Origin of the sequence: Heliomicrobium modesticaldum Ice1 (genome assembly GCF_000019165.1) — a bacterium.
GTDB classification, from domain to species: Bacteria; Bacillota; Desulfitobacteriia; order Heliobacteriales; family Heliobacteriaceae; genus Heliomicrobium; species Heliomicrobium modesticaldum.
On sequence record NC_010337.2, the window covers coordinates 2,837,624 to 2,857,001 of the forward strand.

21 protein-coding genes are annotated in these 19,378 nt (G+C 52.8%); all 21 read right to left on the bottom strand.

All coding sequences use genetic code 11. The annotated features are described in order from the left end of the window. Positions 1 to 81: 81 nt before the first annotated feature. The 21 genes from HM1_RS13130 to HM1_RS13230 all read right to left on the bottom strand — a co-directional run bounded on the left by HM1_RS13130 (position 82) and on the right by HM1_RS13230 (position 19,368). Positions 82 to 549 carry a gamma-glutamylcyclotransferase family protein gene (locus HM1_RS13130; RefSeq protein ID WP_012283874.1) on the bottom strand — a complete coding sequence of 156 codons (468 nt, stop codon included), beginning with the start codon at positions 547 to 549 and terminating at the stop codon, positions 82 to 84. A 59-nt stretch (positions 550 to 608) separates the two neighbouring features. After that, entirely contained in the window at positions 609 to 1,508 is a 900-nt protein-coding gene (locus tag HM1_RS13135; protein ID WP_041313991.1) for an amidoligase family protein, read from the bottom strand. 141 nt (positions 1,509 to 1,649) lie between these two features. Beyond that, positions 1,650 to 1,880, bottom strand: a complete 231-nt coding sequence (locus HM1_RS13140) for a DUF4314 domain-containing protein (protein ID WP_012283877.1) — start codon at positions 1,878 to 1,880, stop codon at positions 1,650 to 1,652. A 3-nt stretch (positions 1,881 to 1,883) separates the two neighbouring features. Then, positions 1,884 to 2,213, bottom strand: coding sequence for a DUF6329 domain-containing protein (locus tag HM1_RS13145; RefSeq protein WP_012283878.1), 330 nt, complete (start codon positions 2,211 to 2,213; stop codon positions 1,884 to 1,886). Then, the gene (locus HM1_RS13150) at positions 2,206 to 2,880 is read right to left on the bottom strand and encodes a virulence factor (RefSeq protein WP_012283879.1); all 675 of its coding nucleotides are present in this window, start codon (positions 2,878 to 2,880) and stop codon (positions 2,206 to 2,208) included. The genes HM1_RS13145 and HM1_RS13150 overlap by 8 nt, the downstream gene beginning before the upstream one ends. A gap of 118 nt (positions 2,881 to 2,998) precedes the next feature. After that, positions 2,999 to 4,252, bottom strand: coding sequence for a site-specific DNA-methyltransferase (locus HM1_RS13155; protein ID WP_012283880.1), 1,254 nt, complete (start codon positions 4,250 to 4,252; stop codon positions 2,999 to 3,001). A gap of 5 nt (positions 4,253 to 4,257) precedes the next feature. Further along, on the bottom strand, positions 4,258 to 5,556 hold the full coding sequence (locus HM1_RS13160) for a site-specific DNA-methyltransferase (RefSeq protein ID WP_012283881.1): 1,299 nt from the start codon (positions 5,554 to 5,556) through the stop codon (positions 4,258 to 4,260). A 1-nt stretch (position 5,557) separates the two neighbouring features. Continuing rightward, positions 5,558 to 6,109, bottom strand: coding sequence for a P27 family phage terminase small subunit (locus tag HM1_RS13165; protein ID WP_041313994.1), 552 nt, complete (start codon positions 6,107 to 6,109; stop codon positions 5,558 to 5,560). Between the two features lie 147 nt (positions 6,110 to 6,256). After that, complete coding sequence (locus tag HM1_RS15370; RefSeq protein ID WP_041313997.1) at positions 6,257 to 6,616, bottom strand: HNH endonuclease; 360 nt, start codon at positions 6,614 to 6,616, stop codon at positions 6,257 to 6,259. Between the two features lie 133 nt (positions 6,617 to 6,749). After that, positions 6,750 to 7,184, bottom strand: a complete 435-nt coding sequence (locus HM1_RS13175; RefSeq protein ID WP_236995086.1) for a hypothetical protein — start codon at positions 7,182 to 7,184, stop codon at positions 6,750 to 6,752. Then, positions 7,075 to 7,509, bottom strand: coding sequence for a VRR-NUC domain-containing protein (locus HM1_RS15375; RefSeq protein ID WP_012283884.1), 435 nt, complete (start codon positions 7,507 to 7,509; stop codon positions 7,075 to 7,077). The genes HM1_RS13175 and HM1_RS15375 overlap by 110 nt, the downstream gene beginning before the upstream one ends. A gap of 308 nt (positions 7,510 to 7,817) precedes the next feature. Beyond that, the gene (locus HM1_RS13185) at positions 7,818 to 10,319 is read right to left on the bottom strand and encodes a phage/plasmid primase, P4 family (protein ID WP_012283886.1); all 2,502 of its coding nucleotides are present in this window, start codon (positions 10,317 to 10,319) and stop codon (positions 7,818 to 7,820) included. Next, complete coding sequence (locus HM1_RS13190) at positions 10,306 to 10,740, bottom strand: DUF7768 domain-containing protein (RefSeq protein WP_012283887.1); 435 nt, start codon at positions 10,738 to 10,740, stop codon at positions 10,306 to 10,308. The genes HM1_RS13185 and HM1_RS13190 overlap by 14 nt, the downstream gene beginning before the upstream one ends. Then, complete coding sequence (locus HM1_RS13195) at positions 10,737 to 12,674, bottom strand: bifunctional 3'-5' exonuclease/DNA polymerase (RefSeq protein WP_012283888.1); 1,938 nt, start codon at positions 12,672 to 12,674, stop codon at positions 10,737 to 10,739. Before HM1_RS13195 ends, HM1_RS13190 begins: the two co-directional genes overlap by 4 nt. A 67-nt stretch (positions 12,675 to 12,741) precedes the next feature. After that, a complete protein-coding gene (locus HM1_RS13200; protein ID WP_012283889.1) occupies positions 12,742 to 13,509 on the bottom strand; it encodes a hypothetical protein in 768 nt (255 codons plus the stop codon). Positions 13,510 to 13,530: 21 nt separating this feature from the next. Next, on the bottom strand, positions 13,531 to 13,953 hold the full coding sequence (locus HM1_RS13205) for a gp33 family protein (RefSeq protein WP_012283890.1): 423 nt from the start codon (positions 13,951 to 13,953) through the stop codon (positions 13,531 to 13,533). Then, complete coding sequence (locus tag HM1_RS13210) at positions 13,950 to 15,413, bottom strand: DEAD/DEAH box helicase (protein ID WP_041314002.1); 1,464 nt, start codon at positions 15,411 to 15,413, stop codon at positions 13,950 to 13,952. Before HM1_RS13210 ends, HM1_RS13205 begins: the two co-directional genes overlap by 4 nt. Next, entirely contained in the window at positions 15,376 to 15,567 is a 192-nt protein-coding gene (locus HM1_RS13215; protein WP_012283892.1) for a hypothetical protein, read from the bottom strand. The genes HM1_RS13210 and HM1_RS13215 overlap by 38 nt, the downstream gene beginning before the upstream one ends. Before the next feature lie 79 nt (positions 15,568 to 15,646). Continuing rightward, positions 15,647 to 16,045: a sigma-70 RNA polymerase sigma factor region 4 domain-containing protein gene (locus HM1_RS13220; protein ID WP_012283893.1), complete on the bottom strand. Its 399-nt coding sequence runs from the start codon at positions 16,043 to 16,045 to the stop codon at positions 15,647 to 15,649. Positions 16,046 to 16,783: 738 nt separating this feature from the next. Beyond that, positions 16,784 to 19,000, bottom strand: coding sequence for a DUF5301 domain-containing protein (locus tag HM1_RS14810; RefSeq protein ID WP_012283897.1), 2,217 nt, complete (start codon positions 18,998 to 19,000; stop codon positions 16,784 to 16,786). After that, the gene (locus tag HM1_RS13230) at positions 19,000 to 19,368 is read right to left on the bottom strand and encodes a BlaI/MecI/CopY family transcriptional regulator (RefSeq protein ID WP_012283898.1); all 369 of its coding nucleotides are present in this window, start codon (positions 19,366 to 19,368) and stop codon (positions 19,000 to 19,002) included. Before HM1_RS13230 ends, HM1_RS14810 begins: the two co-directional genes overlap by 1 nt. Positions 19,369 to 19,378 lie beyond the last annotated feature (10 nt).

Here is a 19,378-nt window from a genome sequence, read left to right on the forward strand (position 1 = left end):
AGAAAAAAGGAACTCCTTAACGAAGCTCCTTTATCAAGTGGATTTCTATGAAATTATCTATTATGCTGACATCGTTTTCTCCTATATCTCCGCCGCCGTCTCCTGAGCCGCCGAATCCCGCACCGCTTTGTTGAGAATGGATATGTCAAAGCCCGCGTCAATATATCCCTGCCGGATTACCTCGTAGTAGTAGCGACCCGGCGTACCCAGCAGCCTGCCTTCGTTCATGATATATGCCATTGCGGAAACCCACTTCCCTTTGAAAAGAACCTTAACCGTTTCTTTCCGGTACAGATGCGGATAGCCTTCATAGCGGTCCAGCGCCTCCTCGTCATAAGGCGTGATTCTCCAAAGCAATACCGGCACGCTTCCGCCTTTTTGCTTTTCTATCGTCGCCACCGCGCCGCCGTTCCCGCCCCGGAACAACAGCCGGAAGCCTGTGAGCTTCGCGCTCCCCAGAACCCGCGCCGTCGGGCAGCGGTATGCCATCTGCTTCAAATTCAAGTTGCTTCCGTATGCCAGATAAATTGTTCCTTTTTCCTTGTCCATTTGCATCTCCCTCCTTGTGTTTGCCGCGGGATAAGGGGCGGCTGTCCGCCCCCGCTCATCTATGCCGCCCGAAACCGCCATGCCGCGTTGCCGTCGAGGTGTTTGCAAAGATGCTCCCGGCAGTTTTTGAACTCGTCGCCGATAAGCCCGATGCGGTTGAGGTATGTCCGCATGGCGAATTTTTCGTTTTCAACCTGCGGTTTCTTGCTGGAAGCGCATTTTTGCGTCAGCGCCTGATGGTTCAGCGCCAATGCAAGCACTATGTAGCTTCTGATTTTTCCCGCGTGAAGTTCACTGTTGAATCCCCTCAGTTCAATCGTTCCGTTGCCGTTGAAAAAGCTGTGCAGGTTCAAAAAATTGTATCTACTTCCATGATAATGCTGCCTGCGGCTTCCCTCGTAGCCTTCATACCAGATGCTCTCGATGGTCGCCATGGTCTTGGGCTTGCGGCGGTTTATCTTCTCCACCAGCGCCGCATCCATCTTCTTGCAGAAACGCATCCTTTCCGGCTCAATCTGCAGCGCCTTGTAGAGCAGGTCGTTCTTGCTGGCAATGATGTTGATGAAGTTGCGGATGCTTCTTGGCGTGTGGTTTGCGCTATCAAGATGGACATGAATTCCTGCACTGCTGTTGGTGAAGCCGCCCGCCTTGCGGAGCATCCTGATCAGCTCCTGCAGGGTTTCAATGTCCCCGCGGTAGGTCAGTATCGGGCTTACCAGCTCCACACTATATTCCCGGCTTGCCTCGACAATCCGGCCGCACTCCTTTTTCTGAGTCCGGATGCTGCCGTCGCTCATGAACTTCCATACCCGTCCGTCCGGTGCGATTACTTTCTGCGTGTTGTAATAATCGTTTCCGCTTTCGACCCTCCCGCCCAAAAACTCCGCGGCGACCTTTGCCGCCTGCGCCCTTGTAATCCCTGTAAATTCAACCTCGATTCCAAATCTCGTTTCAAGCATTGCGCTTTTCTCCTCGCTTTCCTGTGTTTTCTGCCCTTCGGCAGTGTACATTAGGCCATTGAAAACACAGGATAGCAAGGCAATTCTGCATGAGTTTCCGCAGGATTTTCAACAATTTTTCGCAGCGGGATTTGTGTACATTTAAAGCTTCCTGATCATGTCCGCACCATAGGCCGCGCCGAGGGTTGACCCGCAATCCCAATCCACAAAAATAGTCCCTATATCATCCACAAATGAAACGGTGCCTTGATCTCCCGGTTTCAGCATAGAGTACGGATCATCCATGCGGATAAGCTCGACGCGTGTCCCCGGCGGATACTGTTTTTTAAGACGGAGGACGGTTTCATTTGAAGGAAAGCCTCCTGCGCTCATCTTTCAATCCTCTCCTCCCGGATAATATGCGGCGTATTTGGGATAATCCATGCCATCGGGCATCACCAGCACTCCGTCCGGCTGCCCCCGCTGCCGTACCAGCAGGCATTGCCATACCCCGTCTTCGTCAATGCGGCAAAGCCCCTTGTTTTCCTCGATAAACCGACGGCCGACACACAGATCGGCAATGAAGTTCTCATAGTCAATCTTTGAAAGCCCGATAGTTTTCACAACCGCAAAAGGTTTCCTTTGCTCATACAGGTGAGGCATCTTTAGATCATCAATCCTGAACGGATGCTTGACAAAGAAGGCGGTGCTATGAAAATCACTCATTCTCATCCGCCGCCTTTGCTCTGCCTTTCCGGTACGCCCCGTTGCCGGACAGCCTTGAAAGCAATATCCTGCGCTCAGTCCTGAACTCATCCCCGATAAACCCCAGCCGGAGCAGGAAACAACGGAAGGCATACTTTTCATTATCCGCCGGTTTTTCGGCAGCCAGCACGCGCTTCTGCGCCTTTGCCTGTTCCGCCATCTGCCTTGCCAGCGTGATATACGTCTGCACCTCGTCGGCATTCAGGGTCGCATTCCAAAAAGGGAAGGCGATTTCGCCATTTTCAGCCGACACTTCTATGTCACAGTCAGCCGACAGCGCTTTCTTTATCAGCGTTTCCTTGCTGGCCAGCATATTTTTAAGATTTTCAAGGCTCGCCTCGCCAAAGCCGTACAAAGAAAGCACAATCGTCATATTTCCCTCTGCGGACAGCCCGGCGATATTCAGCGCGTCGATAACCGGCCGGATGCTTTTGATTTCGTCAAGGCCGGTTTCCGGCGAATGCACAGCGCCGTCCCTGTCAACCGACCAGCCGTTTGTCTCATATGAAAAGCCCGGCGCTCCGGCATAGTGCACCTGGCCTCCAAGGGCCTCGGCGATTATTGCGGCAATAACTTTTCTCTCCTGACTGGCAACCTTCTGTGAAAAGCGGAAGCTGTTATTCCTCATTCCATACACCTCCCATCAAATAAGCTGAACCATTTTTGATTCCCATAAAAAAATCCCACCTTTCTTCTTTTGGCGGGGTACATTAACGCTCTGTTTTGAGGGGAAAGCAAGGACATTTTCAAGCGATCTGTGTTTCCGCATAAGGAATTTTTTCATCCCCGCGCAGCAGGAATGCGGCGTTATCCCCGAACTGGGAAACATAGCGCTTTGCAATCACATCGCAGTACTTCGGGTCAAGCTCCATCATGAAGCAGACCCGCCCGGTCTGCTCAGCGGCAATCATTGTCGTGCCGGAACCTCCGAACAAGTCAAGCGCCAAATCTCCCGCATGAGAACTGTTGAGCATGGCCTTTGCCACAAGCGAAACAGGCTTCATGGTCGGGTGCTCCTCCGACACTTTCGGGCGGGGTATCTCCCAGACATCCGACTGCTTGCGGTCTTTAAGCGGGCAAAGGCGCGTCCCCTCCAGCCAGCCGTACCAGATCGGCTCGTACTGGGTATGGTAATCCTTGCGGGAGAGTACAAGGCTATCCTTTTTCCATATAATCGTGCTTGACCAGTGGTACCCCGCCTCCCGCAGGACGTTCATCAAGCTGCCCCATTCCTGCGCAGACATCACCACATAGGTCATGCACCCGGCCTCTGAAACCTCCCTCATGCAATTAAAAGCGCGCGATAAAAAAGCGCCGAATTCCTCGGTGCTCATTCTGTCGTTTAAGATTTGCCTGGGCTTCCAGCTTGGGTGTCTGGTATCCGAACCGTAATCCACGTTCCAGGGAGGATCGGTGAAAACGAACCGCACCTTTTTGCCATCCATCAGCTTTTGCACATCCAATAGCAAGGCGCTGTCGCCGCACATCAGCCGGTGCCTGCCGAGCAGCCATATATCTCCCCTTTGGGTAACCGGCGTTTTGATTTCCGCCGCCGCCTTTTCCGCATCGAAATTATCCTCTTTGACATTGGCGGCAGTTTTATCACGGAACAGCTCGTCGATCTCTGCAGCGTCAAAACCGGTAAGGGAGACATCAAAGCCATCATCATTCAAACCTTTAAGCAAATCTGTCAAAAGCGGAATATCAAACTCTCCGCTGATTTTATTCAAAGCAACATTGAGCGCCTTTTCATGCTGCTCATCCAAATCAACCACAACACAGTCGATTTCCTTATACCCCAAGGCAGTCAATACCTTATACCGCTGGTGCCCGCCAACGATATTCCCTGTGCGCCTGTTCCAAATGACCGGCTCTACATATCCGAACTCCTCAATGGAGCGGCAAAGCTTTTCATATTCAGAATCGCCCGGCTTTAAGTCCTTCCGCGGGTTATATTTTGCAGCTTTTAATTTTTCTGCAGGTATTTTCTGTATCTCCATAAATGCTAACCCTCCACTTTCATAGCTTTTTCGCCGGTGAAGTCCTCCCAGCGTTTAACCGCCAAATCGCAGTATACAGGCGACAGCTCCATCGCATAGCATTTACGCTCGGTCTGTTCTGCCGCAATAATGGTCGTGCCGCTGCCGGAAAACGGCTCCAGCACAATACCGCCCTTATCGCTGTGCATTTTGATGCAGCGCCATGGAAGCTCCACAGGGAACATGGCAGGGTGCTCCTTGTTTGCCCGGACTGTCGTCATCTCCCATATGCCGGCATAGCCCCACTTCTTACGCTCCTCCTTGGTCAGCCGTTTTACAAATTTATAACTGTGTCCTGCAAACGCCGAAAGCCACACATACTCCTGATCGTTGTATTCCTCAGCCTCTCCGTTTTTACTGAACGCCGAAATATATTCATACTGCTGCACCGGTTTGTTTGAAACAAGGTGATAGGGGCCCACGCCGAAATTCTGTCCCTGCTTCTTCCAGATACGGATCCATATGGGGCGAAAACCGTTGTCCAGAAACATATTCACGCTGTATACGCTGGTAGGCTCGATGAATTGTGAGCCGGTGGCGTAAAGGTCGCCCAGATTCCAGCAAACAATATCCGCACGCCTGCACAGATTTCTGATAACCGGGCGCACGGTTTCAAACCACGGCTCGATTCCGGCCTTCTCATATTCTTTGCCCACTCCGTATGGCGGGGAGGTAACTGCCATCTGTGCATGACCCCCGTTCATTAACTTCTCAAAATCCTCCTCGCTCGTAGAGTCGCCGCACATCAGGCGGTGGTTCCCGAGAAGCCAGATATCACCCCGCTTTGTTACCGGTTCGCGCTGCATGATTTCCTCATGCGCTTTGTCTATGTCAAAGTTGTCCTGCACCGCCTCTTTGGAGTACCAGCGGTTGAGAAGCTCGTCGATTTCAGAAGCGTCGAATCCTGTGAGCGAAACATCAAAGGCACCTGCGTCCAGCTCGGCCATCAACTCTGCCAGTTTATTCTCGTCCCACTCTCCCTGAATCTTGTTGAGGGCAAGATTGAGCGCTTTTTCCCTCTGCGGGTCAAGCTCCACCACGACGCAGTCGATTTCGGCCTGCCCCAAATCCAGCAGCACCTTCAGCCGCTGGTGGCCGCCTACCACATTGCCGGTCTTCTTATTCCAGATGACAGGCTCCACATAGCCGAATTCCTCTATCGAGCGTTTGAGTTTCTCGTATTCCTTGTCGCCTGGCTTTAAGTCCTTGCGGGGATTGTAGACGGCAGGATTCAAAAGCTCGGCTTTGATTTTCTGTATGTTCAAATCAACCACCCCTTCTTGCCGTCAGGAGTTTTTCCATCACGTCGTCGTGCGGTGTCGCCCCTTTGTATTCGCTGGCGCAGTTTTCGCGCACTACTTGGTAAATCTGATACCACAGGTTGTTGGCCTGCTTCATGAAGCTTTGGCTCATGGCCACATAAGGCGACGGGATGGCGTTGCCGGTCGTCGGATGCTTGGCAAGAAAGCCAAACTCGGTGATGCATTCCTCGCACTGGATCCACCGCGCCACGCTCTGTGCGTATTGCTCGATTAGCTGCGCAGGGATAAGATGCTCACACCGTCGCTCGTACAGCCACTGCCATGTCTTTTCGTAAATCTCCACCGCCAGTGTCGCCTTGCCATTCTTCTGCTTTGCGGCAAGATACTCCCTCGGCGGCGGCATGCTCTGCCCTTCCAGATCTGCAGTGTCCATAAACTCCATTACCATAAGCTTGCGTCTGCCCGGGTTTCCTTCCAGAATCTTGTCAGCCAGCGGCTTTTTCTTTTGTCCCGCGCCAATACGCGCTCCGCCGCGGCTGGTACCATCCTTTGCCACACACATCACCTCGATTCATGTAATTAATTGGGGCCTGCACAGCGCAGTTTGAGACGACGAGGGATATACCCCGTTTGAAACTGCGACTTTTCGCGCGCGACCCCACGCCCGTTGCACGAAACATATCCACCAGAGATTTTGACCCCCCTACCGTCTTTTCCAGCGCCCGCCTTCTTTTGCCGTTATTGCCGAGTGGCAGCTTGTGCACAGGCTCATGAGGTTGCCGTCCTCATTGGTTCCGCCTTTGGATAAAGGGATAATATGATGCACCTCTTCGGCTGGAGTGAGCCTTCCGGCCTTTTGACATTCCTCGCAAAGCGGATGCTCCGCTATGTATCTGTCTCGGATGCGCTTCCAACTCCGGTCATAGCGTTTTCGTGTTGCCGGGTCGCGCTCATATTTGTTGTAGTATGAGTCAGCTTGTTTTTGATGCTTATCGCAGTATCTTCCGTCCGTCAGCTCCGCACAGCCCGGATAGCTGCACGGGCGCTTGGGTTTTCTTGGCATAGTCCCATCCCTCATGCATGGAAAAAGCCCTCAGGGCGTTTGCCCCAAAGGCTTCTGTGTGATTATCATACTATTTCATGCTACAAGTATAGCACAGAACAAAGCAAACAAACCGCCATCAAACCGCCATCTTTTATTTGCCGAACAGCATCAGTGAAAGACGGGAAAGCGCTTTGCTGCGCAGGCGTTCAATCTGTCTTTCGCTGTAATTGAGCTCGCACTGAAGCCTTGAAGCCGCTCCGGAACGCTGATTGCCGGTCATGTAAAACTCACGCAAAATATGCTGTTCCTCATCGGTCAAGGCGCCCCACGCCGGTTCAAACCAGCCCATGTATTCTATCGCCTGGCGGTACCGTTCCTGAAGCACGTCCAGCTTGTCAAGAGACTCCGCCAGCGCTTCCTCTCCGCTTCGCGGGTTCCTCACCCTCGGAAGGCCGGTAAGCTTAGCCGCGCGGGGACTAATCATCCGGTCGTAAAGTTCTTTTATCTCCTGCGGTGTGATGTTGATGACATTCCGCATGCTGTTGTAGTCCTTGATGGCGGCGATCGTCGCCGCCGGTTTGTCTATGTATCTCCACGCTATCACGAGCGCCCACCTCCAAGTTTTCAAGAATGGATAAACCGTCCAAAACGGTTCTGACATCCCCGACGCTTGTTACCTTGAAGGCCTCGCCCTTTGCATCTCTGATTTTTCGCATCGTCGCTTCCTGAAGCTTTGTCAGCCTGCCGGACGCTGTTTTCACCTCAAAGGCGATAAACCTGCCTTTAATGCAGCAGATAATGTCCGGCAGACCGGCTGTGCCGTACATGCCGCCATGCTCTTTCCAGCAGAAACATTCCGGCACAGACTTTAAATACCGCATGATTGCGTTTACGATATCTCTTTCTGCCATAACGCCGCTCCTTAGTTCCTGAACGGGTTTTGAACGGGAGCGAACGGGTCCCGAACCGGTTTTTAACGTTAAAAACCCAGTATTTATACCGCTTTGAACGGGTTGAACGGGTTTTTATCCATATTCTTTTATATATATTAATTTCTCTCTATATACCCTCTGCTGTTCTGGTTCCTATATAAGAAATATGAAAAAGTGGTTCACCCCGTTCAAAACCCTATGCTGCAAGGCTTTAAAGCATTTTAAAGTGGTTCGCGGCCCGTTCGTTTTTGCCCCAGACCCGTTCAATATGTTTGCGTGTTCTCATATCATTGCCCATTCAAGCGTATGCCGCGCCATGTTTTGCGGCGGCTGACCTTTTCAAGCCCGCGCTCCACGCGCTCGCCCAGGCTTTCAATATCCTTGTTAAAATTGGCCTGCGACATCGGCTTGAAGCCGTTTTTCAAGCAATAGTCCCGGTATGCCTGGAACAGCTCCTCCCGGACGCATTCCGCTTCGTCTTCCAGCACGCAGCATTCCTCCACAAACGACAGGGCGCTGTTGCTTTCCACCTTGTATCTTTGAAGCTCCGCTTTCGTACCTTCGGTTTCCGAAAACGCATAGCCGTTCGCAATCAGGCGCTTCAGCCCCTCAAGCGCCCACATAAAGATGCCGTCCCGCTCTGAGGCAAGCTTTTCTATCAGGTTCGGATCGCGTTTTTCAGGCGGCACCGGGTTTTCAAACCGGATGATAATGAGCCTGCGGTAAAACCCCTCGCTGCGGTCTCCGTAGTTGCGGGGGATCTCGTTGCAGGAAAAAAGCAGCCGGGCATACGGCTTGAAGCTGAAAGGATTCTTGTTCTTGCGCTCGGCGGTGATGTAGTCCTCTCCGGTCAAGGCTTTGAAAATGCCGTTGTCGTCCACGCTTTTTGAAGGCAGGTCGGCAAAGATGTTTGCAAGTTTCCCAAATAATTCTGCTGTCTTGAACCGGTCAGAAAGCGACTGCCACGGGATGTTGCTGACGTTTTCGCTCCCAAGCAGGATTTCCTGCGCCACCGAAAGAAGCGTCGATTTGCCCGCGTTGGGCGCGCCCACCAGAACAAAGCTTTTCTGCGCCTTGTTGACCGGGATGAGCAGGTATCCGAAGATCTCCTGCATCAGATGGATTTCCGTGTCCCCCAGAATGCTCTGAAGGAAAGCCATAAATTTCGGACACTCCGCGTTTTCATTGTACGAGGCTTTAAGCTGCACCGTAGAATAATACTCCGGAGTATGCGCCTTGAAGCTCCCGTCCAGCACGTTGTACAGCCCGTTTTTGAGGTTGATAATAAACGGGTTGCAGTTGATTTCCCGGATGGGCTTGTAAATGAGCATGCGCCACTGGCCCTCCGTATCGTTGATCGCGGACATGGTGGCGTACCGCTCGATGAGATGCCCGCGCACCCTGGCCGCCGCCTGCAGATCGGAGGCCGCCTTGTATACGCCGTTTTCGTAGATGTAATAGCTTTCCGCCCCGTAAAAGGCGCTGACGTTTTTGGACATATGGCTTGCCAGCAGGCCCGGGATAAAGCGCAGGCCGCCGCGCTCGGAGGGTTCGTACCAGTCCGGCAGTTCTTCGCCCATGGTTTCCCGCTTTGTTTCCTTGCTCTCGCGGTATTCTTTGAAAAGATCCTTCTGCAGCGCACAAAGGGATTTGACTGCCGGAGAATTGAGCTCGAAATGCTCCTTCATTTCGTATTCAATGAACGTGGCTGCGACGACGGAGTCCGCGTTGTACAGAAAATCCCGGACAAAATCCTGCGCCTTTTGCACGTTATCCACGGCCGACTTTGCAACCGGCTGTTCGGACAAAAATTCGCGCAGTTCCTCCACGGAAAGGGGTTTGTAGCAGAGGGCGGCCGGAGCCTTGCATCCGCAGAAGTTGTCCTCAAGCCTCGGGCACCTAAAGCCCTTTTCCGCGATGGTTCTACAGGTGATGGGTTTGGTGCCGCTCTCCAGAAAATGATTGATTTTGTCCTGCGTTTCTTTATGGCTGTACTTAGGATATGACTTTGACAAGGCGTGGATCAGCCGCTCGCCGCCTTCAAAAACCGCAAGGTTTGCAATCATCGCATACCAGTCATGTTCAGAAAGCGTTTCTGCGTTTTCCCTGCAGTGCTGTATGAACAGGCACCTCCTGCCAACCAGCGTGAGCCCTTTTCTCGTTCCTTTTGGAGCCGGTGTTCCGGGTTTGGGTTCTTCCCGGATCTCCGGCAATGCCGCTTCCAGCTCCGCCTGCGTATAGCGCAGCTCGGGGCTGAATTTGATGCACTCTACCATGACTGGCTCTTCCTTGCAGTGGTAAAAGCCAGGCAGGCGCAGCACCCGGCTTTCATTGACGCAGGCCGGATCTCCGTTGAATTTGGCTATCAGGCGTTTTTGCACCCGGCGGAAATCCTCGACCTTAGCATTCTTCATCAGCCAGTATGTGTGTAATGATTTTCTAGTCTTGACAATCAGCGATGGCTCGACAGGAAACGCTTCAATCGCGGCAAGCTGCTCCTCGAAACTCAGGCTGTCGCACTCCACAAACTGGGCGTTGATGCGGGTAATATCCGCATCCTCATGCCCGCCGTAGTTGACGACAAAGAAGATGCCCCGGTTCTTTGCGTTATGTTTTTTCAAGGTTTCCATCATGCTGCCGATCCTGCCCGCCGGGCACTCAAGCTTCGCGCCCTTGAAAGCCGGATCTTTCCGGTCGCTGAATACCCGCAGGCAGACCGTTTCGCCCGCATCGAAAAACGGGCGCAGAAACTCCTCGATGGGAATACCCGGCGCTTTAACCCCTTGCACTTTGCTTCACCTCCGCGCATTGTTCGCTAAAATGCCGGATGGGGATGCCGAGCCGCTTTGCCTTTTCCAGTTCTATGGCCATGCCGGGGGATATTCTATTGCCGAAGCGCCACAGTTCATGGCATTTTGAGAGCAATACCAATCCCATGAAAATGGCCAGGTTTCTTTCGGATTTGTCACCGTCATCCATAAACTGCGGAAACAGCAGATGGGGCGCCAGCGGTATTGCACCTTTCGTTACGGCAAACCGGCAGCAGCGCCTTGCCCGCTCCAAATTATGCTCAACATCTCCTGCCAGCGGCGAGCAGATGAACACCAGCGGACGGAATGCCGCTTTCCTTGCCTCCCGCTCAATGGCCAGCAGCGCTTCATAAGCCGTTAGATCAAGGTATCCTTCGGCGTTGTATTTGCTTATGCTCATGTATTAACCCCCTCGATTATTTCCTTTAATTCTCCAAACCTCACTCCGAATGCCGCTTCTGCAACAATCGGCACGTCAAACTCTTCAAAAGGCCGCTCTTCCATGCAAGACTTAATGAACACTGCCGCCTCATGCACCTTGTCCTCCGGAACCTCAAACACCAGCTCGTCATGGATCTGCAAAACCGGGCGCAGCCTCATCCTCTGCGGCAGGCCCTCAATGATGCGTCCAAGAGCAAGCTTTAAAATATCCGCCGCCGTCCCCTGTATCGGAGTGTTCAGCGCGCACCGCTCGGCAAAGCTCTTTTTGCCCCAGTCGGAGGAGGCAATGTCCGGCAGATACCGTCTCCTGCCCAGCCAGGTTTCCGTATATCGTCTTGACGCCGCGCGCTTTTTTGTCTTCTCCTGCCACTGCACAAGCCTTGGATAACCTGCTTTAAGGTTTGCTATAATCCGCTCGCATTCCGACAGAGGCGTATCCAGTCCCGCCTTGAATTTCAGGTTTCGATGGAGCCCTTTTGGGAACAGGCCGTAGAACACCCCGAAGTTGCAGTTTTTGGCGATAGCCCGGCGTTCTTTGTAATGCTGCGCGCTTTTGTCCGCAGCCTCCTCGAAAGGGATGCGGTAGATAACCGAAGTCGTCTGCGCGTGAATGTCTCCGCCCGTGCGGTAGGTTTCCAGCATCCGCTCGTCCCGGCAGTAGAACGCGCCGACCCGAAGCTCGATCTGTGAGAAGTCCAGCGAAAGCAGCGCCTTCCCCTTGGGCGCGATGAAGAAATTGCGCACGCCAACAGGGTCGTTGTCCTTGCGGGGGCAGTTTTGCAAATTCGGGTTCCTTGCCGCAAAGCGTCCCGTCTCGGTGCCCAGCGGGAACATGTCCGGGTGGATCCTTCCGGTGACGCTGTTTATATACTCCAGATACCCGTCTATGTAGGTGGATTTGATTTTTCCCCATCTGCGGTACTCCTGCACCAGTTCAAACAACTCCGCAAGCTCGGGCCGGTTTTCGCGGCACCACTCGGAAAGCAAAATCATGGCCTCGTCGTCCATGGCCTCCTGGTATTTAGCAGTTGTCTTGAATACCGGCAGCTTCAAATCGTCGTACAGATATTTCTTGAAAGCCGAGGTAGAAGCATTTGCTCCGATATTCACGTCGCCGATCAAAAAGGCGATATTACCCCGCAGCTCCGCAAGCTTCCCTTCGGCCTCCGCTTGTTTTTTAAGCATCAGTTCCTCATCCGCAAGTAAACCATTGTACTTCATAAGCCCACAGTAAACCGCCGCAGGCGATTCAAGCTTTTCCACAATAAATCTGTGCTTCGGCAGATAACGGTTAAACCAGTTATTGAAAAGATGATACAGCCGCAGTGTATAATCGCTGTCGGCGCAGGCATAGCGGACGGTTTCTTCATCCTGTGGATCCAGTTCGTCAAAATATCTTCCTGCCGTCACCGTTTCAAAGCTTGGCAGGTCCACGCCAAACAGTTCCTGCGTCAGCGTTTTCAGCCCGCTGTCGGCAAGTGTCCTAAAAGCTGTATTGCTCTTCAAAGTCATCAGTGCCGCCGCGATGGTGTCGTAGCAGGGCGGCTGCAGCACGACGCCGAGGGCGTACAGGAACATCGCCTCAAAGCTCAGGTTGTGAGCGATTTTTACAACCTTTCGATTGGCAAACACATTCTCTGACAGCCATTGCATGATCTTATCCGGCGAACCGGCATTCTTTCCGGTTTTATGTTTTAACGGAACATAAACGGCCGTTCCTTCGGAAACTGAAAAACTCACTCCGGCGATATCCGCCTTATGCGCGTCCAGCGCCGCCTTTTCATCCCTGCGGTATTTCTCCCGGGGCGCGGTTTCAAAGTCAAAAGCAATTAAGCCCGCTTTATCGAGATAGTCCCGTAATTCCGTTAAATCTGTTACGCATTTGTATTCCATAGTCCCTCCCCTCCGCCTAAAGCGGGGAACAGGAATGAATCCTGCTCCCGCGCCCCAAGCATGGTTCTTATTTTAAAGGCTCGATAATTTCGCCAGTTTCGGGATCCGCAAATGCCTCTTCATCAATGTCCGTTTCCACGGTATTGTCCGCTTCGAAACCGACCCGCCTGCTGTACTCCCTGACCTGCTCGGACAGCTTGCCGATAAGCGCGTATTCCTCGGCCGTCAGCGTCCTGTCTATTGCAAACTGCGCCTGCGAATAGGCGATGCCGCCGCTGTTTGTCGCTTTCTTTAAAGAAAAGCGGGTTACCACACTGTTGGATTTCCTGCCCTTGGACAGCAGCCGCTTGATGTATTTGGTAAATTCCTTTAAAGAGCCGGTGGGGAGTGACAAGAGCAGCGGGAAAATCTCCCCCTCGCGCAGCACATAGATCCTGCGGCGGTTCTTGCATGCCTTGCTGCCGTTTTCGCCGGTGCCGAACCGGTTCAATGGGCAGGTATTGCAATTTCCGCCCGGGTCGCCTTCGCCGGTTATGCCGTCGAAGCTGCCGCAGTCGGGCGGCTGGCTGCCTCCGGTGTATTTGGTCTTGTAGTAGGCATGAAGCGGATGATGGTACAAAATCACCGCCGAAAATTCCTTGACCGTATCCGGCTCCCCCGGGTTTTCGCCAGGCACTTCAAATACGGTGCTGCCCGCCGACGGGATTTTAATCCGCTCAAAGCTCATATCCAGGCCGTCCAGCTCTTCTGCCATCATCCCAGCCATGTTGAAATCGGCAAGCCTCAGAAAACCGTTGTCCTGCTTTGTTAACGACGTTTCTTTTTTGCTTGACATTTTGAAAACCTCCTAAATTGATTATTTTGAAGCCTTGCGCATCCCGACCGAGGTCCTTTCAAAGACGTTTACAAGCCCCGAAAGCCAGCCTGGAAGCTCATCGTTGTTTTCTTCCATCTGCTCCTTGACAAAGGCCGACAGGGAGTTGGCGTTGACCGTTTCATAGACAAGGTCGCCAAACCCAGCTTTTTTGAGCGCCGAATACAGTTCCTCTTTCCGGCCCGCGGCAGCCGACGCCCTCATTGTGCCGGTCAGATAGTACATTACGCCGCCCCGGGTAAAGTTCTGCGTTTCGGTTTCCGCCATCAGCTCCGACAGGCGGTATTCCGTCTCGTCGATCCTGTCGTTGATTTTCTTGAGCTCCTGCTCTGTGGATTTCTTCAGGTCTTTGAGTTCCTTAAGCTGTTCGGCCAGTTCAAACATCTTCTCGCCTTGCTCGTTCATGCTTTTTCACCCCCTGCCGCAAAAGGATTGAGCCCGCTTCTGTAATCGTCCACCAGCATTCTCGCCAGATCTGCCTTATCCCTCAAAGCTTTCAGCACTTTTTCATCGACAGTGCCTTTTGCCGTCAGGTACAGATAGGTGCAGTTCTCTTTCTGCCCGACGCGGTGGATGCGCGCCCTGGCCTGCTCGAAATTGCTCATGCTGTAGTCCAGCGAATAGAACACCATGGTGCTGGCGGCGGTGAGCGTCACGCCGAGCCCCGCAGTCGCGATCTGTCCGACAAACACCTGCACCTCCGGGCCGTTTTGAAACGCCGACACCTGCTCCTCGCGGTCTTTCACGCCGCCCATGAGGAGCGAGTACCTGATGCCTTTTTTCTCAAGGAGCCTGCAGATGGCGTTGATTTCCGGAATGAACCGCGCTATGATCACCAGCTTTTTGCCGCTTTGCAAAACATCCTCGATAATATCTTCAAGCGCTTCCTCTTTTGCAGTGCTGACGCGCTGCACAGGGCCGCCTTCGCCGCCGCCGATAAAGCCGCCGGTTATCTGCGACAGCCGGAGCAGGCGCGTCAGTATGTTTGTGGCCGTCACTTCTCCCTTGCCAAGCTCCGCGTAGCTGTCCCTTACCAGATCCCTGTAAATCTTCATGGCGGCGCTCTCCAGCTCCACATACCGCACAATGTCGGTGGTCTTCGGCAAATCAAGGCATTCGGCCTTGGTCGCCCGGAAGGCGACGCTGTGGAGCCTTTTCATCAAATCCTGCTCCATTGATTTTTTCAGCACCGGCGTGTGGTTGCCGTAGCCTGTCATGTCAAAGTACCGGTTGCGGAACACATAGAAGCTCTGGCCGAAGACGGCGGGACTCAAGAATTTGTACTGGCTGAACACGTCGATGGCCTTGTTAGTGATGACCGTTCCGGTAAGCAGCAGCCTGTACCTTGCCCGCGCGCCCAGCCGGTGCATGGCTTTGGAAGCGGCTATGTTGTGGGTTTTGATCTTGTGCCCCTCGTCCGCAATAATCAGGTCGGGGTTCCATGCGGCAAGTTCCTTTTCCAGCCGCCACGCCGATTCATAATTGATTACCGCGACTTGCAGGGGAGAGCCGCGCATGTGCCGCAGTGTATCGGTTTTCTTTGCGGCGCTGCCTTCAAGAACCGCAAGGCTGTAATCGAAATCCGCAAACTTGGCGAATTCCCCGTCCCAGACGCCGAGGATTGAGAGCGGGGCCACCACCAGAAGCCTGCGGATTTTGCCCGCCTGATACAGAGCGCCGGCGACCGCGATGCTTGTTATGGTCTTGCCGGTACCCATTTCCATGAGCAGCGCCGCGCCTGCAGAAGGCATAGTTTGCGAAGGGATAAGCCCGAACTTGCCGCATACAAAATTGAACGCTTCAATCTGATGCCTGTAGGGCTTAGCTTTAATCAGCATGGGCAGCAGCGGTTTCGGCTGTTCCATCCGTTTTGTCCCTCCCTTCGTCAGGCAGTTTTTCGAGCGCTGCCAGTTTTTTTGCCAGCCGCTTTGACACCACGCTGATGGCGGTCAGGATGCCAACCAGTTCTTCCGCCGTTTCCTCGTTCTGCGTCAAAGCGGCAGTTGCATTTTTTCTCATGTCCTTCACCTCCGTTTCGGGGAAAAAAACCCCCTCACAATCCAAAGGAAAGTTAGGGGGCGGGTGGGCAAAAAATTTTTTACATTTTTTCAATCAGCCTGCGCAGTTTCTCCAAGACTTTAGTTCTGCGGTAGGCGAGCGTCTTTCGCGGCACACAGGTTTCTTTAGACAGCTCGCGTTCCGATTTGCCGTTGTAAAACAACTCGTTGACCAGAAAACGTTCATCGTCCGTCAATTCCGAAAGCGCCTTGAACAGCATGTCCAGCAAAAGCTTGTCCTCGACGATCTCTTCAACAAGCGCCTGCTCGGAAGGAATCTCAAACCCCGCGTCCGCAAACGCCTCAAGCGACAGCTCCTTTTCCGCGCGAACCTGCCTGCGCTTGCGCTCTCTCCAAACAGGGCGCTTGAAAGCATAATATACTTCCTTGCTGACCGGAATTTGCCTGCCGTTTAGTTCAATAAAATACTCCTTGTCCATCCGTTTCCACCTCCTTTCCCGAAAGCTCAGGGAAAGGAGGCGGGGAGGACTGCGGCACCCAGAGAAAAGCACACAAAGACAAAAGCGGCCGAGTTTACTGAAATTCGTAAACTCGGCCGCAAAAACTATTCTATCAAGCAGCGCCCTGCCTAAGGGTCGTCATCGCTTTTTGCGCTGTATTGTCTTTTTATACGTGGATGGAATCTATTCCGGCGTATAGCTTTTGCCTTATGTATATTGGCAGAGAACCGCTTGATATTGTATGAAGTCCTGGCCATACAATATCAACCTCTTAAGCTCCAACTTACACGGCAGCACCCGCCATACGCTCAGCTTCTATTTAATTTCGGCAGGTGTTGTCATGCCGAATTTGTCTTTTGGTTGTTTATTTTGTTTTTTATCCAAGAACACTTCCACCTTTATGCAGTGCAACGTGATTACCGCCCTTCGATTCAACTGGCATTGTCGCGTTTTATTAAAAGATTCAGAATAGAAAAAGCCTTAAGGTTTTTCCATATGCTAACAACCAGATATTTCTCTCTACCAATAAAAACAAAATAAAGAGGCATTTTGTGACAATTATTTGTGCGCTTTTATACGGATCTGACTAAAAGTTGTTTAGTGCAAGAAATTTCCATGATACATGATGTAAGAAAGGCATATAACAAAACATCCCCCGGAAAACTTCTGGGGGATGTCAGCAATATCAAGCCTAAAGACTGTTTTATATTTTAAACTTTATGATTCGTCAGGCAGCTTCAATATGCATCCGCCGCCGTATTCGCTGCTATTGGCAAGAACCAGGCCGGTGTCGGTTTCCGCCAGCGCAACGCTGTAAAACCACACTCCGTTTTCCGCCTTTTTTGACTGATCGACGAGTATCGTCCCTTTGTGGACGCTCCCGTCGCTGGAAGTTATCTCGAAGCGAAGGATACAGCCGTTGGCGACGTCGCTGCTGTCGAACACGTCGCCTTCCGAAGGCGACCAGAGGATGGTTTTGCCCGCCGGGTAATCTGTTTCCTTCCCGCAGTCGATGTAATTTGGCGCTTTCGTTTCGTCGTTAAGCCAAAGCATTCCTCTGTCCACCGACACATGAGCGTTGGAAAAAGGGATATTGATGCGGATCGGCAGGGCGGGGAAGACGGAGCTTTTGGGGTTATACTCCCACGTGACGCCTGTTTTTGAAATAAAGTCGTGATACAGCGCCATCGCGGCGGCGGTGTAGTCGCCCTGATATTCTTCCTGCACTCCGAGCGTGTTGAATGCGCCCACCCTGCGCCGGATTTCGGATTTCGAGTCCCAGTCGTGGACGGTCACGAGAAGCGGCTGGCCCGTGCTGCCCCACTCTGTCAGCCAGCCGTCCTCCATTTTCATTCCTCCTGCGAGAACCACCTTTTCGGCGTCGTCCGGCAGCAGGCGGTACTCAAGCCGCCACATCTCGACAGCCTTGGTAAGGCTTGCGGTGCCGGTGTTCATAAGGGTCACTGCCGTGATCTTCGCGTCGGTTATGTTGTAGCCGAGGCTGTTGTAATACTTTATCTGTTCGCGCACATAGTCCTCCGCATAGTCTCTGACCGGAGCATAGTCTTTAAGCAGATGGGAAACGTCGGCGGGTAAGTTCCAGCGGATATTGATTGCGTTGCCGCTGCTTTTCTCCATGTTATCTGTATATACCTGATATAATACTTTGCCTGAATTCCCGCGAGTTTTGTAGATCCCGATATATGGCTCCTCAATATACTCGCCGCCGCCTTCCGAATACAGGCACAGCGTTCTCATCTCATTTTCCATAATAAGCCTTAAAACAAGATAGTTGTCCTGCATCGGGCGGTCGTTGACGGAACGCCTCAGCGTTTTTTTCGAGCCAGCCATGGCCGAAAGAATTGTGTCGATTTGCTCGGCGCCGGTTATACCCACACGGCCTACGCTTAACCTGTCGTTGAACTGTTCCATTTCAACGGTAAATACCGACGCCGTGTCCGGAAGTTCAATGGTCTGGGCCGGATTCGCCATCAGCAATACGGCCCAGACGGCCGCGAAAATCACCGCCGCGCATACTATCCAAAACGCCGGTTTTTTGTAACGAAACATATGCTCAATCCGGCCTTTCGTTGCGCCTTCTCCGAAAGCCAGAGGGCTTCCCGCCGGAAGAGGACGCTTTATCGCCAGACGCATCAGCGTCTCGCCGTACCTGACCTTTCCATCCTGGTCAAGCCCGCGTGCCGCCCGCTCGTCGCAGCTCATTTCCATATCGCGGCTCATCAGGCGGAAGGCCAGCCACATGAATGGATTGAACCAGTGAATGGACAAGGCTAAAAACGCTATTGGCTTGGCGATGTGATCCTTCCTGAGGATATGCGCACGCTCATGAAGCAAAACGTATTTCCGCTCGGTTTCGTCGATCCCTGCAGGCAGGTATATTCTTGGCTTTAAAAAGCCGCACACAAAAGGAGAGGATATTTCGTCCGTTTCAAAAACATTGCCGCATAGCGGGACGGCCGTTGAAAGCCTATTTTTTAGGCGCAGATAGGAAACGACGCTGTAAATCAGCATCAAAGCCAATCCGGCAATCCAAACCCAAGCCCCACAAAATAGGAATGTCTGCATAAAGCCGGCGCTTGACGCCCCGGCGGACTGAACCGCTGCGGAATTTGCCGCTTCGCCGGCGATGTAACCAGTATCGGAGCCTATATGCTGCACGGCGTCAGGCATATTGCTATTTGCAATGTATTCCATTGCTCCGCTCTCTGTAACAGGCGCTCCCAAAAGACCAAACAGGGAGAAAAACGATGAAAAGGACACCGGGCAGACAAGCCTGAACAGAAGAACGCCCCAGAGCGCATAGGATATCCGCTTCGGCGCCCTCCTAAGCGGCAGACGCAGAACGAGTATGGCAAACAGCACGCAGGTGGCCGTAATGCTCATATTGAGAATCTTCAAAAATGCTTCCGCCATTACTTTCGCCCCCTGTACTCGTCTATGATCCGCCTTATCTGCTCCGCCTCGCTGTCGCTGATTTTTTCATCTCCCAGAAAGGCTGCGATAAACTTCGGCAGGGAACCGTCAAAGACCCGGGCGACAACATTGCGGCTTTCAATCGCCTGAACGCATTCACGCCCCATTTTTGAAGTGACAATTGTGTTCTCGTTCTGCAAAGCGCCTTTGTCGCAGAGCCGCTTTAGCACCGTGTACGTTGTCGTGCGCTTCCAGCCGAGCCGCACCTCCGCCAGCCTGCACAACTCGGGCGAAGCGACAGGCTCAAATTCCCACACAATTGACAGCAAACGGTAATCCGCATTGCTTAGCTTTAAATCCTCATCCATTAACAGCACC

Bases quoted from the DNA above. Each gene is read 5' to 3' on its own strand.
- HM1_RS15375 (WP_012283884.1), bottom strand. From the start codon at position 7,509: ATGGCAGAAAGAGATATCGTAAACGCAATCATGCGGTATTTAAAGTCT.
- HM1_RS14810 (WP_012283897.1), bottom strand. From the start codon at position 19,000: ATGGCGGAAGCATTTTTGAAGATTCTCAATATGAGCATTACGGCCACC.
- HM1_RS13150 (WP_012283879.1), bottom strand. From the start codon at position 2,880: ATGAGGAATAACAGCTTCCGCTTTTCACAGAAGGTTGCCAGTCAGGAG.
- HM1_RS13230 (WP_012283898.1), bottom strand. From the start codon at position 19,368: ATGGATGAGGATTTAAAGCTAAGCAATGCGGATTACCGTTTGCTGTCA.
- HM1_RS13155 (WP_012283880.1), bottom strand. From the start codon at position 4,252: ATGGAGATACAGAAAATACCTGCAGAAAAATTAAAAGCTGCAAAATAT.
- HM1_RS13205 (WP_012283890.1), bottom strand. From the start codon at position 13,953: ATGAACGAGCAAGGCGAGAAGATGTTTGAACTGGCCGAACAGCTTAAG.
- HM1_RS13190 (WP_012283887.1), bottom strand. From the start codon at position 10,740: ATGAGCATAAGCAAATACAACGCCGAAGGATACCTTGATCTAACGGCT.
- HM1_RS13140 (WP_012283877.1), bottom strand. From the start codon at position 1,880: ATGAGCGCAGGAGGCTTTCCTTCAAATGAAACCGTCCTCCGTCTTAAA.
- HM1_RS13200 (WP_012283889.1), bottom strand. From the start codon at position 13,509: ATGTCAAGCAAAAAAGAAACGTCGTTAACAAAGCAGGACAACGGTTTT.
- HM1_RS13220 (WP_012283893.1), bottom strand. From the start codon at position 16,045: ATGGACAAGGAGTATTTTATTGAACTAAACGGCAGGCAAATTCCGGTC.
- HM1_RS13210 (WP_041314002.1), bottom strand. From the start codon at position 15,413: ATGGAACAGCCGAAACCGCTGCTGCCCATGCTGATTAAAGCTAAGCCC.
- HM1_RS13145 (WP_012283878.1), bottom strand. From the start codon at position 2,213: ATGAGTGATTTTCATAGCACCGCCTTCTTTGTCAAGCATCCGTTCAGG.
- HM1_RS13215 (WP_012283892.1), bottom strand. From the start codon at position 15,567: ATGAGAAAAAATGCAACTGCCGCTTTGACGCAGAACGAGGAAACGGCG.
- HM1_RS13130 (WP_012283874.1), bottom strand. From the start codon at position 549: ATGGACAAGGAAAAAGGAACAATTTATCTGGCATACGGAAGCAACTTG.
- HM1_RS15370 (WP_041313997.1), bottom strand. From the start codon at position 6,616: ATGCCAAGAAAACCCAAGCGCCCGTGCAGCTATCCGGGCTGTGCGGAG.
- HM1_RS13195 (WP_012283888.1), bottom strand. From the start codon at position 12,674: ATGGAATACAAATGCGTAACAGATTTAACGGAATTACGGGACTATCTC.
- HM1_RS13135 (WP_041313991.1), bottom strand. From the start codon at position 1,508: ATGCTTGAAACGAGATTTGGAATCGAGGTTGAATTTACAGGGATTACA.